Genomic DNA, 14,458 nt, shown 5'->3' with positions numbered 1-14,458 from the left:
AGGGGATTATCATGTCAAGAATGTTATATAAATTAGGAGGATGGGTTGCTCGCCATCGCGTAAAAGTAATATGTGCGTGGATCGTTGTGTTAGTTGCGTCGATAGGCCTTGCAATCACGTTAAAACCAAGTTTTTCTGAGGATATGTCCATACCTGACACACCTTCGGAAAAAGCGCTGGATGTGATTCAAAAAGAATTTCCTCGCGGCCCTGATAAAGGGAGCATAAGGGTGATTTTCGGTGCTGAAGATGGAGAGAAACTTACTGCAAAGACAGCGAAAAAAGCAATCGAAAATACGTTCAAGGAAATCAATAAAGATGATTCCGTTGACTCGATCGCAAGTCCTTTTGTGACAGGAACAATCGCGAAAGACGGCACGGTTGCCTATGCTGATATTAAGTATAAATCTTCAGCAGATGATATAAAAGATTACTCTATCAAACACTTAAAAGACAGTTTGAAAATGGCTGATGATGAGGGACTACAAACTGAACTTAGCGGAGATGTACCGGGAGCCGAAATGGAGATAGGCGGAGTGTCTGAAATTGTCGGCATTATCTTGGCTTTTGTCGTTTTAGCCATTACATTCGGGTCTTTATTAATAGCTGGTTTGCCGATTTTAACTGCGCTCATTGGATTAGGTGTAAGCATTGGACTGGTTTTGATTGGGACACAGGTATTCGATATTGCTTCCGTCAGTCTTTCATTAGCCGGAATGATTGGTCTTGCGGTTGGGATTGATTATGCTTTATTTATTTTTACGAAACACCGCCAGTTTTTAGGCGAAGGTATACAAAAAAATGCATCAATTGCGAGAGCTACAGGAACAGCTGGGAGTGCAGTTGTTTTTGCCGGACTTACTGTTATCGTCGCACTTTGCGGATTGACGGTTGTTAACATTCCTTTTATGTCCGCAATGGGGCTGACAGCAGGACTTAGTGTACTGATGGCTGTTCTCGCTTCAATCACGCTTGTGCCTGCCGTCTTGTCGATAGCGGGGAAACGGATGGTTCCGAAAGCAAACAAGAAAAAAGAAAAACAGAGCTCTGAAACAAATGTCTGGGGACGCTTTGTCACAAAAAATCCTATCATGTTAAGTGTATGTAGCATTCTCATTTTGCTCGTCATTAGTAGCCCATCTATGCATTTGGAGCTGGGCTTGCCTGATGCAGGGATGAAAGCGAAGGATAATCCAGATCGCCGGGCTTATGACTTACTTGCCGATGGATTTGGAAAAGGATTCAATGGCCAGTTAACAATCGTAGCGGACGCCACAAGTGTGACAGGAAATAAGGCGGAAGCATTCACTGATGCAGTGAAAGAAATAAAGGAACTAGACCATGTATCAAGTGTCACTCCTGCAAGGCCTAATAAAGAAGGGAGCTTTGCCATCATTACGGTAGTTCCTACAACAGGTCCAAATGATGTAACAACGAAGGATTTGGTAAAGGATGTACGCAGCTTATCAGATAAAAACGGGGTAGATTTGCTCGTTACTGGATCGACTGCAGTGAATATTGATATTTCAGACCGCCTTAATGATGCGATACCGGTGTTTGCTGTACTCATTGTTGGTTTTGCGTTTGTATTACTGACAATCGTATTCCGTTCGTTGCTTGTGCCTCTTGTTGCTGTTGCAGGATTTATATTGACGATGACAGCCACTCTTGGAATCTGTGTATTTGTCTTACAAGACGGGAATCTGATCGACTTTTTCAAAATACCTGAAAAAGGGCCGATACTCGCGTTCCTGCCGATTTTATCCATTGGGATTCTGTTTGGATTAGCGATGGATTATCAAGTATTCCTTGTAAGCAGAATGCGTGAAGAATATGTGAAAACAAAGAATCCAGTCCAAGCGATTCAAGCTGGATTAAAACACAGCGGTCCTGTTGTCACCGCAGCCGGTCTGATCATGATATTCGTTTTCGCAGGATTTATCTTTGCTGGTGAAGCTTCTATTAAAGCCAACGGGTTGGCTCTTTCCTTTGGTGTGCTCTTTGATGCATTTATTGTACGAATGACACTGATTCCAAGTGTCATGAAGCTGATGGGGAATGCAGCCTGGTATTTGCCAAAATGGTTAGACAAGATTATTCCGAATGTAGATATAGAAGGGCATCAACTCACGAAGGAAATTCAGCCGGAGATCGATCAGGAACAAAAGAAACAAATCATGTAATAGAAAGCAGATCTTTTGCGAGATCTGCTTTTTTGTGATGAAAAGAGGTAACGATGATTGCCTAATTGACACACATATTAGGGATTGCTAATATGATAATAAACATATTAGGATTTTCTAATGTGAGGAGGAGAATACATGCAATTGCAAAATATCGATTTAGATATGAAAGTGAAGCTCATTCATGGTTTTTCTAATAAAACAAGAATTCAAATTCTTGAAAGTATAAAAAAACAGGAAAAAACGGTTTCTCAAATTGTAGAAGAAATAAAAGGAAACCAGTCGAACATCTCACAGCATCTTGCGTGTTTAAAAGGGTGCGGAATTATTGTGGGAAGAAATGAAGGAAAATACTGCTATTACAGTGTGAAAAACCATCATATTCGGGATTTATTAACCATGTTCGATGTTGTTCTCCAAGATGTTCAACATGATGTTGCCTGTTGTGAACGTCACATAGATGAGGAGGATTGAGTTGGCTGACAAATGTTGTCGTTCTACTAAAGAAACTGAATATAAAGAGAAAAATTGCAGCAGCCATTCATCGAAAGAAACAGGTAAATCAAGTTGTTGCCAGAGCAAATCACCCGCAGAGAATCATTCAGTGAAAACAAGTTGCTGCGGCAGTAAAGAGCAGCACACAGCAGAAAAAACAGAAACACTCCTGGACCCTCTTCCTTCCGGGGAGAAGAGGTCATACAGGATTCATGGGATGGATTGTCCTGCATGTGCAAAAACAATTGAAAAAGGGTTGCGTACATTAAAGGATATAGCTGATGTAAAGGTTCATTACAGTACTGCGAAAATGCAAGTGGCAGCAAGCAGCCAAGAAGCATTTAACCCAATTGCCAGTGAAATAAAAAAACTAGGGTTTTCTATTGAAGCTTTACATCAAGGGGACACCAAAACGTTTGATATTGAGGGAATGGACTGCAGCAGTTGTGCTAAGAGTATTGAAAACCATTTAAATGGTCTTCCTTCCGTTAAACATGTCACTGTCCATTTCTCCACTGGAAAAATGAAAATTGAACATTCGGGCAGTGTCAAAGATGTTATCAATGAGGTTTCAAAAATTGGCTATCAAGCTTCCCTGCAATCAGGTAAGAAATCGATACAGAAAAACAAAAATGAACAGCGTGTAGTCATCTTATCTGGTGTACTCATCGCCCTTGGTTTTATCGGTTCCTTTTATGGAATGCCTGCCATGATGTCAGCGGCGCTTTACTTTATCGCTATGGCGGTAAGCGGGTACAAGCCCGTGAAAAGTGCATACTATGCGATCAAAAGCCGTTCACTCGATATGAATGTTTTAATGTCAGCAGCGGCGATTGGAGCGGCTTTCATCGGGGAATGGCTTGAAGGCGCTACAGTTGTTTGGCTATTTGCCCTTGGCAATTACCTGCAAACGAAGTCAATTGAACGAACAAGAAATTCCATTCACCATCTTATGGAATTGGCACCATCAGAAGCCTGGGTCCAAGTTGGTTCAGAGCTGATGAAAAAACCAGTTGAAGACATAACCATCGGTGATATTATCGTTGTTAAACCAGGTGATAAGATTCCATTAGATGGTGAAATCACCCGGGGCGAATCCAGTGTCAACCAGGCTCCGATAACAGGAGAATCCATCCCCGTAGATAAGCAAATTGGAGATGCGGTATATGCTGGGACTATCAATGAACATGGTTCCCTTGAAATCAAGGTCACGAAGTTGATTGAGGATACAACCATTTCCAATATTATACACTTGGTTGAAGAAGCGCAAGAACAAAAAGCGCCAACAGAAGCCTTTATAGATAAATTCGCAAGTATTTATACACCAGTTGTGTTTATTCTTGCATTGGCGATTATGGTGTTTCCTCCACTCATTGGATTTGGCACTTGGGACGGGTGGTTTTACAAAGGGCTTGAACTTCTCGTTGTAGCTTGTCCTTGTGCTTTAGTGATTTCTACGCCTGTTGCCATCGTATCAGCTATCGGTAACGCTGCAAAGCATGGCGTTTTAATAAAAGGCGGAACATTTTTGGAAACCGCTGGGGCCATTTCTGCTGTGGCATTTGATAAAACAGGAACATTAACCGAGGGAAAGCCTAACGTATCTGACATTAAGGCTTTACACCTATCTGAGGAAGAATTGCTATCGATCGCTTTTACATTAGAGGATTACTCTGCACATCCTATTGCTAAATCAATCGTTGATTACGCCAATGAAAAAGGAATCCAGCCTCAACAGGGCGAGTTATTCAAGAATATCGTAGGAAAAGGCGTTCAAGCGGCCATCCAAGGAGAGATTTTTTACGCAGGCAATTTAAAGCTATTTGAACAAATGAATGCGGATGTAAAGGATGCGAAAAAATATATTCAAGAACAGCAGAACAAAGGCAGGACAGCCGTTATAATCGGAACCCAAAATCAAATCATCGGGATGATCGCTGTTTCTGACACAATACGGAAAACGTCAGCTTCAGCTTTACAAGCGTTAAAACAAAGCGGAGTCAAACAGACAGTCATGTTGACCGGAGATAATGAAGGAACCGCAAAAGTGATTGCTTCAGAAGCTAATGTCGATCGTTATTTTGCAGAATTAATGCCGGAAGAAAAAGTAGAGGCTATCAAGACATTACAAAAAGAAGGCCATAAGGCAGCAATGGTGGGAGACGGTATAAATGATGCGCCGGCACTCGCAGCAGCAGATTTGGGTATTGCTATGGGCGGTGCGGGAACCGACACTGCAATGGAGACAGCAGATATTATTTTAATGGCCGATCACCTTGATAAACTTTCCCATACGATGAAGGTAAGCAAAAAGGCTTTAGCTATCATTAAACAAAATATTTGGTTCTCCATCATGATTAAAGTCATAGCATTGATTTTCATCTTTCCTGGCTGGCTAACACTTTGGCTTGCTGTATTGAGTGATACAGGTGCCGCTTTGATTGTGATTTTAAATGCGCTAAGATTGCTGAATTATAAAGAATAGACCTTAAGAAATGATTTGATGATCGCCATATCACATATTGCTGATGTTATGTGATATGGCTGTTTTTTTACATATAAACTGTGATTTTACCTTTCTTTTTTTAAAAGCTAAAATGATCCTATTTCGTGGTAAGATTTAGAAGATAAAGTCGTGAGAAAAAGGAGAAGTCAATCTGGTGGAATCACTCTTTTTCGATATGGATGGAACGTTGTTTCAAACTAATACAATTTTAGAATGATCATTAGATGATGCTTTCGATTATTTAAGGTCACTTGGCCAATGGGATACAGCAACCCCTATTGAGAAATACAGGGAGATCATGGGTGTTCCTTTTCCTAAAGTGTGGAAGATGTTGTTGCCGCATCATCCAACGAATAAGAGAAAAGATAGATGCTTATTTTTTAGAAAGGTCAATAGCTAATATCAACCAAGGGAAAGGCGCATTATATCCTCACGTTGAAGAGATATTCAGTTATTTGAGAGACAACAATTATTCAATTTTTATAGCAAGTAATGGCTTAATAGAATACCTCAAAGCAATTGTGAGTTTTTATCAGTTGGACAGGTGGGTGACTGAAACGTTTAGTATTCAACAAATACATACACTGAATAAAGGCGATTTAGTAAACACTATCCTGAAAAAATACGGCATTCAGCAGGCGGCAGTTGACATAAATGCGGCTAAAGATAATGGTTTGATGGCCATAGGATGCCATTTTGATTTTGCGCAGGAAGAGGAACTTGCTCAAGCTGACTTTGTCATCCATGACTTACTTGAGCTGAAAACATTGCTGCCAGAGCTGAAAAAAGGAGATTCAGTTTTATTCAGCAGTCAAACGTAAAGGAAAGAGAACAACAAGCGTCTCCTTCCTTTCAGTATGACTTTCTTTCCGAACATTAAAACCGCAGCCCAAATGTATGAATCACGAAAATAACAATTGGCGGAATCAACAGGGAGGGCAGCAGATTCAGGGTTTTAAACTTCTTAATTCCCAGAATGCTTAACCCTGAACTGAGGATGAGGATGCCTCCTACAATTGTGATTTCGTTGATAAGGTCTGTATTAAGCGCACTCTCCATCACTTTAGCAAATAAATAGATGGAGCCTTGCCAGGCAAATAGCACAATGGCAGCCGCTGCGATTCCAAAACCAAATGTCGAAGCGAGCACAATGGAGGTAATCCCATCTAACATACCGTTTGTCAAGAGATACGTATAATTTTCATTCAGCGCGGCTTCAATAGGGCCCAATATTGACAGCGAACCGATACAAAATAATAAGATCGCAGTTGATAAACCTTCCGCTAAATTGCTTTTAGAGAATTTGTTCACCAGCTTGTTGAATCGCAACTCCAGATTGATGCTCTGGCCAATTAATCCTCCAAGGGCCAAACTCACGATAAAAAGAATGGGGTATTTACTATCAGGCAAATGCTGTGTAAGGGCATTAATCCCCAGTCCGACAGCAGCGAACCCCATTGCCTGCATCAGGATATCCTGGTATTCGCCTTTAATGCCTTTTTTAAATATCCCTCCGATGACGCTTCCTGCAATGATCATAACTGTGTTAAAAATGGTTCCAAACATACGTTTTCTCCTCCAATAACGATTCCTGTATAAAAAATAAACCCTCAAGTTAGTAGAGAGTCAAGGGAGATTGAAAACATATTCATGAGATTGATTTGATTGGCAAGAGGATTTCAGTCACATAGTTGTCTAGATTATTCGTAATTCCATAATCAATGAGTGTAATTTCAATTGAGTCGGCTGCTACCTCATAATGATGTTCTTTCATGTATGCCAGCAACTTTTTGTAATAGGGTTCGGCTTCTGGATGTGATCCTTTAAACCTGATTTGCAGATATTCTCTTGAAGGGAAAATGGTTTCTGATAAAGTGTTTTCACTTTCATCTTCAAGAATCATGAATATACTGGAATATTTGTCAAACTGATTTGCTTTTACATGTGCTGCTGAAATGGATAAACCGATCTTGCCTATAAAGATATCCTCGTTTACATTCAGGCGGGTTCTCAATTCTGCTAATGAATGTTCGATATCATGGCCGAGAATATATTCATGCTCTAAATAAGCCACACGTAAGGCGGGAAGTTTGATTTTTGAAATGTGATCTAACGGCGTGTGAACGGCATCTTCTATTTGGATGATGCGGCGGGAGATCTTTTTCTCAATGCGTTCCAATTCTCTCTTTTTGCGATCAATTTCAGTCTGCTGGCTTTTCAGTATATGAATCAGAGTGTTTGTATTTTGAGAATTATAAAAGTCAAGAAGTTTATTGATTGGCAGGCCTAAATCCCTCAAATACTTGATGGTATCCAGCCGCTCAAACTGTTGGGTGGAATAGTATCTATAGTTTGTTTGCTCGTCTTTATATTCCGGTTTCAAAAGGCCGATTTCATCATAATACCTAAGAGCAGAGATTTTCACATTGAATAACTTTGACACTTCTCCAATCGAAAAAAATTTCTTCATTCTATCAACCTTTCTGTTCTTTGATTGGTGAACTCTCTATATATTCCACATTATATATGATGGCAGAGGCCTAAAGGTAAAGTTTGCGGCAAAATCAGGTTAGGGGCTGAGGATAGATTTCAATCCGATATATTGTATGGTTGAAATTCAAAAAAGGCTGTCGAGAAAACCTCGCCAGCCTGGCTCCTTTATGAAAGAAGCTTTTCTACTCTTCAAAATAGGGATTCACATGGATGAGCACTTCTTCCACATCTGGAAACTGTCTTTTGATTTCATTTCGGATTTCGCGGGCAATATCGTGTCCCTGCTTAATCGTCAAATCATGATCTAAAGATAAACGCACATCAAGCAATTTATAGTGGCCATGTTCTCTCGCGCGGATTCTATCGATTCGTTTTACTTGATCACATTCAAAAATAACCGCTTTATATTCCGCTATCAGCTTGGGATCAACACTTTTCTCCATGAGAACATCAACAGACGGCCTGATTAATTCCATTGAAATTTTAAAAATGAGGTAAGCCACGATCGCACTGGCAATTGCATCGGCGTACAACAGATAAGTCCATCCGCAGGTGTTCCCGATAATCGCCAATAGGACGCCGATAAAAGCGGCGAGAGAGGCAACGATATCGCCTTTATGATCGTATGCAATCGCTATAATCGCTTTACTGTTCCATTTTTCCCCCTGCTTGATGGAATAACGATATAAGATCTGCTTAGCTGCGTACGAAATCAGAGCTGCAAACAATGCGCTGTATTGTGGAACGCTTGGCCCTTCAACAAAGGACAGAATCGCTTCTATTAGGATATAAACGGATACGATCACTAAGATAATTCCTACAATCGCCTCACTAATGACTTCAGCTTTTCCATGACCAAACGGATGGTCTTGATCAGGCGGTTTATTGGAAATACCGATCACTGCCAGAACAGCAATCGAAGCCACGACATCCGCTGCGGAATGTATACCGTCTGCAAAAACGGCATCACTATCGCCTATAAGGCCAAAAAAGACCTTTCCGGCCATTAAGATCAGATTGGCTATTAATGCAATCAAAGCAACTTTTTTGCTTATTTGTTCTCTTTCACTTGCCATTTTTTCCTCCTGTAAAACTGCACAAAAAATAGGAGTGCTTGTTATTCACTCAACGTACCCTTTCTTGTGAAATCACTTTGCTTATCATACCAACTGAATTTCGAGTGGGTCTATAGCAACGTTGTTTCCTATTTACTAATAAATAAGGTGGCAGAAAAAAAGTTGGAGCCGGGCTAAAAGCTAACAGAGCAAACCAATGCGTTATTGTGTAACAAGCTGTGATTAGCATCAATTAAAATTTTGCTTCAGTGAAAAATTTCCACCTGATTTTTAAAAACCTGTTGACATTAGACCATCTGTATTTTATTATTATCTCATATTCAAGATATTTTAATTCAAGATAAATAATTAACGATCAAGTGCAAACCTGAGTGTTGTTGAATAATGAAGAGATGTCACAAGCATTGTCTGTTCTTTTAAATGATATGCAATGTGTTTTTTTATAAAATAATATCTCGAATTCGAGATAAAGAGAGGTGTATCGTAAATGGCTGAGTTTTCACAGCTAGTCCATGAAAGAAGATCTGCAAGCAACTTCCTTTCAGATCATCCAATCACAAAAGAAGAACTCAATGAGATGTTTGAATTGGTTTCATTGGCTCCATCAGCTTTTAATTTGCAGCACACAAAATATGTGACGGTGCTTGACCCGGATGTAAAAGAAAAGCTGAAGCAGGCGGCAAACGGACAATATAAAGTGTTTAGCTCATCTGCGGTTCTTTTGGTATTGGGGGATAAGCAGGCATATCAGCAAGCGGCTGATATCTATGAAGGATTAAAGGTGTTGGGGGTATTAAATAAGCAAGAGTATGATCACATGGTTCAAGATACCGTTTCGTTTTATGAAAACAGGGGAGAACCATTTAAGAGAGACGAGGCGATAAGGAATGCTTCACTTTCTGCGATGATGTTTATGCTGAGTGCTAAGGAAAAGGGCTGGGATACCTGTCCTATGATTGGGTTTGATGCTGAAGCCGTGAAACGGATTTTGGATATAGATGACCAATTTGAAGTGGTCATGATGATCACAATTGGGAAAGAAAAAACAGAGAGCAGGAGGCCGCGCGGATACCGGAAGCCTGTGAATGAGTTTGTTGAGTATATCTAAATAATAAACGTAAAGGAGCGGATAAATATGGCTAAAAAAACGATGGGAATCCATCATATTACAGCAATCGTCGGTCACCCTCAAGAGAACGCAGATTTCTACGCAGGAGTGCTGGGGCTTCGATTGGTCAAGAAAACCGTCAATTTTGATGATCCAGGTACGTATCATCTTTATTTTGGGAATGAAGGCGGGAAGCCGGGAACCATCATCACCTTCTTCCCGTGGGCGGGGGCCCGCCAAGGCATCATTGGAGACGGTCAAGTAGGCGTAACTTCTTATGTCGTGCCGAAGGGGGCTATGGCTTTTTGGGAAAAGAGACTTGAAAAATTCAACGTTCCATACACAAAAATCGAGCGTTTTGGAGAACAGTATGTAGAATTTGATGATCCGCATGGCCTGCATTTAGAAATTGTGGAAAGAGAAGAAGGAGAAGCCAATACTTGGACTTTCGGAGATGTAACACCTGAGGTTGCTATTAAAGGTTTCGGAGGTGCAACCCTGTTATCAGCACAGCCTGAAAAAACAGGTGAACTGCTAGAAAACATTATGGGGCTGGAACGAGTCGGCAAGGAAGGAGACTTCATTCGTTATCGTTCTGCCGGTGATATCGGAAATGTGATTGACCTTAAGTTAACGCCTATTGGCCGCGGACAAATGGGAGCAGGAACGGTGCATCACATTGCTTGGCGGGCTAACGATGACGAAGATCAATTAGATTGGCAAAGATATATTGCGTCTCACGGATATGGTGTAACTCCTGTTCGGGATAGAAACTATTTTAATGCCATTTACTTCAGAGAACATGGAGAAATCCTGTTTGAAATCGCAACTGATCCTCCGGGCTTTGCACATGATGAATCACAAGAAACAATGGGCAGAAAATTGATGCTGCCTGTGCAATATGAACCGCATCGAACACAAATTGAACAAGGGCTGCTGCCGTTTGAAGTGAGAGAGTTAGATTGATTTTAATGAATGCTGGCGCATGAAGAAAAATAAAAAGACATATAGTCAATAGATGATTGCTGGACGGTACTGAAGGCAAGAAATCAGACTGCTGCCTTTCAGCATATCATGTTACATCAAAAATAAGGAGAGATAAAAATGGAAGATGCAGGACTTTTGCTTATTCGTATTATGATTGGTGTGGTGTTTCTGTTTTATGGATCACAAAAATTATTCGGCTGGTTTGGCGGATACGGGATTAAAGGAACCGGGCAATGGTTCGAGTCAATTGGGGTTAAACCAGGTAACGTCGCGGCCGCTTTATCAGGTCTTGGGGAATTAGTAAGCGGAATTCTATTTATTTTAGGTGTATTCCTCCCGCTTGGAGCTGCTATCATCACGATTATTATGTTAGGTGCCATCGTAAAAGTCCATGGAGCGAAAGGATTTGCGAATGGTGCAGGCGGTTTTGAATATAACTTGGTACTGATTGCAGTCTCTATCGGGGTTGCACTCATCGGTTCAGGGGCTTACGCCTTGCATTTTTAATACGAAAGTATGTAAGAACAGTTACTGGCAAGCGGTAACTGTTCTTTTGTTTTGGGATTTTCAAGCAAACTTGCGGGTACACCGTAAAGCGAAAAAGCGGATATTATAACGATAAATGTGTATAGTGAATGATACGCGTATCGATGAGCTTGGTCATGAAAGGCAGACCAATTTGAAGGGGGAATTTGATGAAAGAGATGACAAAATTACATTCATTGGATGCTATAGAGAATTTTATTAAACAGCACCATTTCAGTTTTCTCTACATTTCAAGGCCCGGCTGTACAGTATGTCACGCAGTTCTGCCGCAGCTCAGAATATTATTGGAGCAGTTTCCAAACATCAAATTGGGGCATATCAATGCTGACGATGTAGAAGAGGTCGCCGGCAGATTTTCAGTCTTCACTGTCCCTGTGCTTCTTTTGTTCATCGATGGGACTGAGTTTTTGAGAGAAGCCCGTTTTGTTCAATTTGAACAGCTTGAAGAAAGGCTGAAAAGGGTTTATCGGTTATATGAAGATGAATAAAGTTTACGCAAGCCCCCTTTAAGGGGGTTTTTGTTTTTTGAAAGGGAACAACCATCCGTCCATGCTTGTTTTAAAAGCTGGACACATGTGTTATGTCATCAAAACTTAATTTCAACAGCAATTGATCAGAGACAATCAGCGAAACGGCAATTTGCTCAGATCCTCAGCTAGATTCCTGCTGATTTCGATCGGTAACGGGATGGCTGTTTCAAAGATAAAGAAATCGTGCATTGCAAGCAAAACCCTTAATAAAGAAAGTTGGCAGTTTGAAATTCATTGACATAAAATCCAATGGCATGAAATAATACTCATAAATAATATTACTTTTGAGTATCTTTTTGTGGAGGATGATCCTAGTTGAAAAGCAAAAAAGGACGTAAAGGGGAAGAAAGCCGGAAACGATTACTTAAAGCAGCTGCCAATGATTTTGCGATTCGGGGATTTCATGAGACGAAAGTAAGTGACATTGTGAAAAGAGCCGGACTGACGCAGCCTTCCTTTTATCTGTACTTTCAAAGCAAAGAAGCCATTTTTGAGGAGTTAATCACCGATTTTCACTCTCGTGTAAAAAAGCTGACAGAGTCACTTCTTCTAGAAAACGGATTAAATACGAAAGATGTGTCGAAACGGGTGCTGTCCGCTGTGGAAACTGTTTTTCAATGTCTTGCTGAAGATAAGAATGTAACCAAGATTGGCGTTTTTCTGAACCCAGAAGCGAAACAAATGAAAAAAGACTTGGCGATGGTTTTGAAAGAAAACTTAGAAGCAGAACAACGGTTGGGTTATTTTCACTCCGAACTCGACATGGAAACGGTGGCTGAGTGTTTGATCGGCATGATTGTACATTTAACCGATTCATTTTTGTTAACCGGTATCAAAGATCCGGCAAGTCTCGCCGCACAGGTTGTGAATCTTTTAATATACGGGATGCTTCCGAACGGGCGTGACGTAAGATGATATCTATGATTATGAAAGCCAGTTTGGCAGTTTTTATGCTCGCGGGAGGCATCATCAAGGTGTTCCGCGTTCCCTTTCAAGTTGAGCACTGGCGGCATTATCAATATCCATTATGGTTTCTGACTGTTACTGGCATTCTTGAAATAGCCGGTGCACTTGCTATGACAGCGGGAATTTGGAATCGGTATGCAGCGTTGGGGGCAGGCGCACTGTTTCTCGTTCTCATGGCGGGAGCGGTTCATGCGCACATTGTTCGGGCGCGTCAATCGGTTCTCATGACGATACCTGCGATGATTTGTTTGATTGCTTCTATCATTATAATCATTTGGGAGTTCACGTAAGCTATTCACTTATGTTTTTATAACAAACCAATTTGCAGGAGATCTCCTTCTCTTATCGAATAATAAAAAGTTACAGGTATAAACCGAATAATAGAAACAGATCTTCATTTGTACGTTATTCGTCCGGCACCAGCTGGACTTTTTTTATAAGGAGGAATACAGAATGACGTTAACCTTGGAAGACATGACTGTGGAAGAGTTCGAAGCATTTCGCGGGATGTCCGTGCAAAATTATGCGAAACAAAACATACAATCGGGAACTTGGACGGAAAAAGAGGCGTTTGAGAAATCGGAGCAGGCATATGAGAAAATGATTCCGAATGGACGAAACAGCAGTAATCATTTCTTTTGGAACATCACAAATGAACAAGGGGAAGAGGTGGGCTGGCTCTGGCTGTATGCTGATCCGCACCATCCGCAGAAGGAAGCGTTTATCTATTCCTTTGGATTGTATGAAGCATTTCGCGGAAAAGGGCTGGCTCAATCGGCGCTTCAAACGCTGGATGAAAGAGCAAGAAAGCTTGGCGCGGAAAGACTTGCTCTTCATGTGTTTGCACACAACGAGACAGCCGTCCATCTTTATCAGAAGATGGGCTATGCCATGACCAATATACGTATGCGGAAACAGCTGTACTGACTCCAGCCGCTTACTTAAGCGGTTCTCCAAACACAATATGCCAATGTAAATGTTTAGAGTCCTGGTAAGCGCCTAAGTTGGTGATCACACGGCATGCGCCTTTTTCTTCCGTCACCATGGAAGCGACCTTTTGAATGACATCCATTAATTCAAGAAGCAAGCCATGATCGTGGTCTTCCAGGGTGATCAACGAGGAGATATGCTTCTTGGGGACAGCCACAATATGGACTGGATAAAAAGGCTTTGTATGGTAGTAAGCCAATACGTTATCTGTCTCTAGAACCTTATGTACTTTCGTTTTGCCGCTAAATACTTCATCACAATAAAAGTCTTCAGTCATATGATCCATCCTCACTTTGGTTGTTTGATTGATTCTTCTGTCTCCTTCTGTTATTTACCTTCTTTTTTGTATTCATTTTACATGAATTGGGGATTTCGGTTCGTTAGATCAAGGGTTTAGATGTTTGAAAATAATAAGAAAAAAGGACAGCGTGTGCTGTTCTTTTTTATGTAATAAGGTGAAATTGTCAACATTCTATGGAGCTCTTCGGCTGTAACGACTTATTTTAGTCCATTCAACGAATCTGACTATTGTCAGTCTTATTAGAGATAAATAATTAAAAACAGATGTTTATCACGAA

15 protein-coding genes and 1 pseudogene are annotated in these 14,458 nt (G+C 40.8%); 12 read left to right on the top strand and 4 right to left on the bottom strand.

The annotated features are described in order from the left end of the window. Positions 1–11 precede the first annotated feature (11 nt). The 5 genes and pseudogenes from V6D44_RS17065 to V6D44_RS17045 all read left to right on the top strand — a co-directional run bounded on the left by V6D44_RS17065 (position 12) and on the right by V6D44_RS17045 (position 6,005). A complete protein-coding gene (locus tag V6D44_RS17065) occupies positions 12–2,183 on the top strand; it encodes an MMPL family transporter (RefSeq protein ID WP_253268854.1) in 2,172 nt (723 codons plus the stop codon). 138 nt (positions 2,184–2,321) lie between these two features. Next, positions 2,322–2,657, top strand: coding sequence for an ArsR/SmtB family transcription factor (locus tag V6D44_RS17060; RefSeq protein WP_202329015.1), 336 nt, complete (start codon positions 2,322–2,324; stop codon positions 2,655–2,657). Continuing rightward, a complete protein-coding gene (locus tag V6D44_RS17055; protein ID WP_333516787.1) occupies positions 2,654–2,791 on the top strand; it encodes a hypothetical protein in 138 nt (45 codons plus the stop codon). Before V6D44_RS17060 ends, V6D44_RS17055 begins: the two co-directional genes overlap by 4 nt. Continuing rightward, entirely contained in the window at positions 2,788–5,163 is a 2,376-nt protein-coding gene (locus tag V6D44_RS17050) for a heavy metal translocating P-type ATPase (protein ID WP_333516784.1), read from the top strand. Before V6D44_RS17055 ends, V6D44_RS17050 begins: the two co-directional genes overlap by 4 nt. 196 nt (positions 5,164–5,359) lie before the next feature. Then, positions 5,360–6,005: pseudogene (locus V6D44_RS17045) on the top strand (HAD hydrolase-like protein). Positions 6,006–6,060: 55 nt separating this feature from the next. Here the strand turns inward: V6D44_RS17045 and V6D44_RS17040 are convergent. The 3 genes from V6D44_RS17040 to mneP all read right to left on the bottom strand — a co-directional run bounded on the left by V6D44_RS17040 (position 6,061) and on the right by mneP (position 8,753). Continuing rightward, positions 6,061–6,750 carry a DUF554 domain-containing protein gene (locus tag V6D44_RS17040; protein WP_333516764.1) on the bottom strand — a complete coding sequence of 230 codons (690 nt, stop codon included), beginning with the start codon at positions 6,748–6,750 and terminating at the stop codon, positions 6,061–6,063. A gap of 82 nt (positions 6,751–6,832) precedes the next feature. After that, positions 6,833–7,654 (bottom strand): MerR family transcriptional regulator, encoded by an 822-nt coding sequence (locus tag V6D44_RS17035; RefSeq protein ID WP_333516763.1) that lies wholly within the window; start codon positions 7,652–7,654, stop codon positions 6,833–6,835. 205 nt (positions 7,655–7,859) lie between these two features. After that, the gene (gene mneP, locus V6D44_RS17030; RefSeq protein WP_333516762.1) at positions 7,860–8,753 is read right to left on the bottom strand and encodes a manganese transporter MneP; all 894 of its coding nucleotides are present in this window, start codon (positions 8,751–8,753) and stop codon (positions 7,860–7,862) included. A 487-nt stretch (positions 8,754–9,240) separates the two neighbouring features. Between mneP and V6D44_RS17025 the strand changes: the two genes are divergently transcribed. The 7 genes from V6D44_RS17025 (at position 9,241) to V6D44_RS16995 (ending at position 13,817) form a co-directional block, all read left to right on the top strand. Then, complete coding sequence (locus V6D44_RS17025) at positions 9,241–9,861, top strand: nitroreductase family protein (protein ID WP_333516761.1); 621 nt, start codon at positions 9,241–9,243, stop codon at positions 9,859–9,861. A 27-nt stretch (positions 9,862–9,888) separates the two neighbouring features. Beyond that, positions 9,889–10,827 carry a ring-cleaving dioxygenase gene (locus V6D44_RS17020; protein WP_333516760.1) on the top strand — a complete coding sequence of 313 codons (939 nt, stop codon included), beginning with the start codon at positions 9,889–9,891 and terminating at the stop codon, positions 10,825–10,827. 138 nt (positions 10,828–10,965) lie between these two features. Further along, positions 10,966–11,355, top strand: a complete 390-nt coding sequence (locus V6D44_RS17015) for a DoxX family protein (RefSeq protein ID WP_087993565.1) — start codon at positions 10,966–10,968, stop codon at positions 11,353–11,355. Positions 11,356–11,543: 188 nt separating this feature from the next. Beyond that, positions 11,544–11,882 carry a thioredoxin family protein gene (locus V6D44_RS17010; RefSeq protein ID WP_333516759.1) on the top strand — a complete coding sequence of 113 codons (339 nt, stop codon included), beginning with the start codon at positions 11,544–11,546 and terminating at the stop codon, positions 11,880–11,882. A gap of 357 nt (positions 11,883–12,239) precedes the next feature. Beyond that, entirely contained in the window at positions 12,240–12,839 is a 600-nt protein-coding gene (locus V6D44_RS17005; RefSeq protein WP_333516758.1) for a TetR/AcrR family transcriptional regulator, read from the top strand. Beyond that, positions 12,836–13,180: a DoxX family protein gene (locus V6D44_RS17000; RefSeq protein ID WP_333516757.1), complete on the top strand. Its 345-nt coding sequence runs from the start codon at positions 12,836–12,838 to the stop codon at positions 13,178–13,180. The genes V6D44_RS17005 and V6D44_RS17000 overlap by 4 nt, the downstream gene beginning before the upstream one ends. 163 nt (positions 13,181–13,343) lie before the next feature. Continuing rightward, positions 13,344–13,817, top strand: coding sequence for a GNAT family N-acetyltransferase (locus V6D44_RS16995; protein WP_333516756.1), 474 nt, complete (start codon positions 13,344–13,346; stop codon positions 13,815–13,817). A gap of 10 nt (positions 13,818–13,827) precedes the next feature. On the opposite strand, the gene V6D44_RS16990 is transcribed toward V6D44_RS16995, so the two are convergent. Beyond that, positions 13,828–14,157 carry an HIT family protein gene (locus tag V6D44_RS16990; RefSeq protein WP_087993599.1) on the bottom strand — a complete coding sequence of 110 codons (330 nt, stop codon included), beginning with the start codon at positions 14,155–14,157 and terminating at the stop codon, positions 13,828–13,830. Positions 14,158–14,458 lie beyond the last annotated feature (301 nt).

It is taken from the genome of Bacillus sp. 0209A, from assembly GCF_036765095.1.
Lineage (GTDB): Bacteria > Bacillota > Bacilli > Bacillales > Bacillaceae > Bacillus > Bacillus subtilis_G.
This window is presented reverse-complemented; position numbering and strand designations above follow the sequence as displayed.

Coding starts and splice junctions, on each gene's coding strand:
- V6D44_RS17065 (WP_253268854.1), top strand. CDS start 12: ATGTCAAGAATGTTATATAAATTAGGAGGATGGGTTGCTCGCCATCGC.
- V6D44_RS17060 (WP_202329015.1), top strand. CDS start 2,322: ATGCAATTGCAAAATATCGATTTAGATATGAAAGTGAAGCTCATTCAT.
- V6D44_RS17040 (WP_333516764.1), bottom strand. CDS start 6,750: ATGTTTGGAACCATTTTTAACACAGTTATGATCATTGCAGGAAGCGTC.
- V6D44_RS17035 (WP_333516763.1), bottom strand. CDS start 7,654: ATGAAGAAATTTTTTTCGATTGGAGAAGTGTCAAAGTTATTCAATGTG.
- mneP (WP_333516762.1), bottom strand. CDS start 8,753: ATGGCAAGTGAAAGAGAACAAATAAGCAAAAAAGTTGCTTTGATTGCA.
- V6D44_RS17025 (WP_333516761.1), top strand. CDS start 9,241: ATGGCTGAGTTTTCACAGCTAGTCCATGAAAGAAGATCTGCAAGCAAC.
- V6D44_RS17020 (WP_333516760.1), top strand. CDS start 9,889: ATGGCTAAAAAAACGATGGGAATCCATCATATTACAGCAATCGTCGGT.
- V6D44_RS17015 (WP_087993565.1), top strand. CDS start 10,966: ATGGAAGATGCAGGACTTTTGCTTATTCGTATTATGATTGGTGTGGTG.
- V6D44_RS17010 (WP_333516759.1), top strand. CDS start 11,544: ATGAAAGAGATGACAAAATTACATTCATTGGATGCTATAGAGAATTTT.
- V6D44_RS17000 (WP_333516757.1), top strand. CDS start 12,836: ATGATATCTATGATTATGAAAGCCAGTTTGGCAGTTTTTATGCTCGCG.
- V6D44_RS16995 (WP_333516756.1), top strand. CDS start 13,344: ATGACGTTAACCTTGGAAGACATGACTGTGGAAGAGTTCGAAGCATTT.
- V6D44_RS16990 (WP_087993599.1), bottom strand. CDS start 14,157: ATGACTGAAGACTTTTATTGTGATGAAGTATTTAGCGGCAAAACGAAA.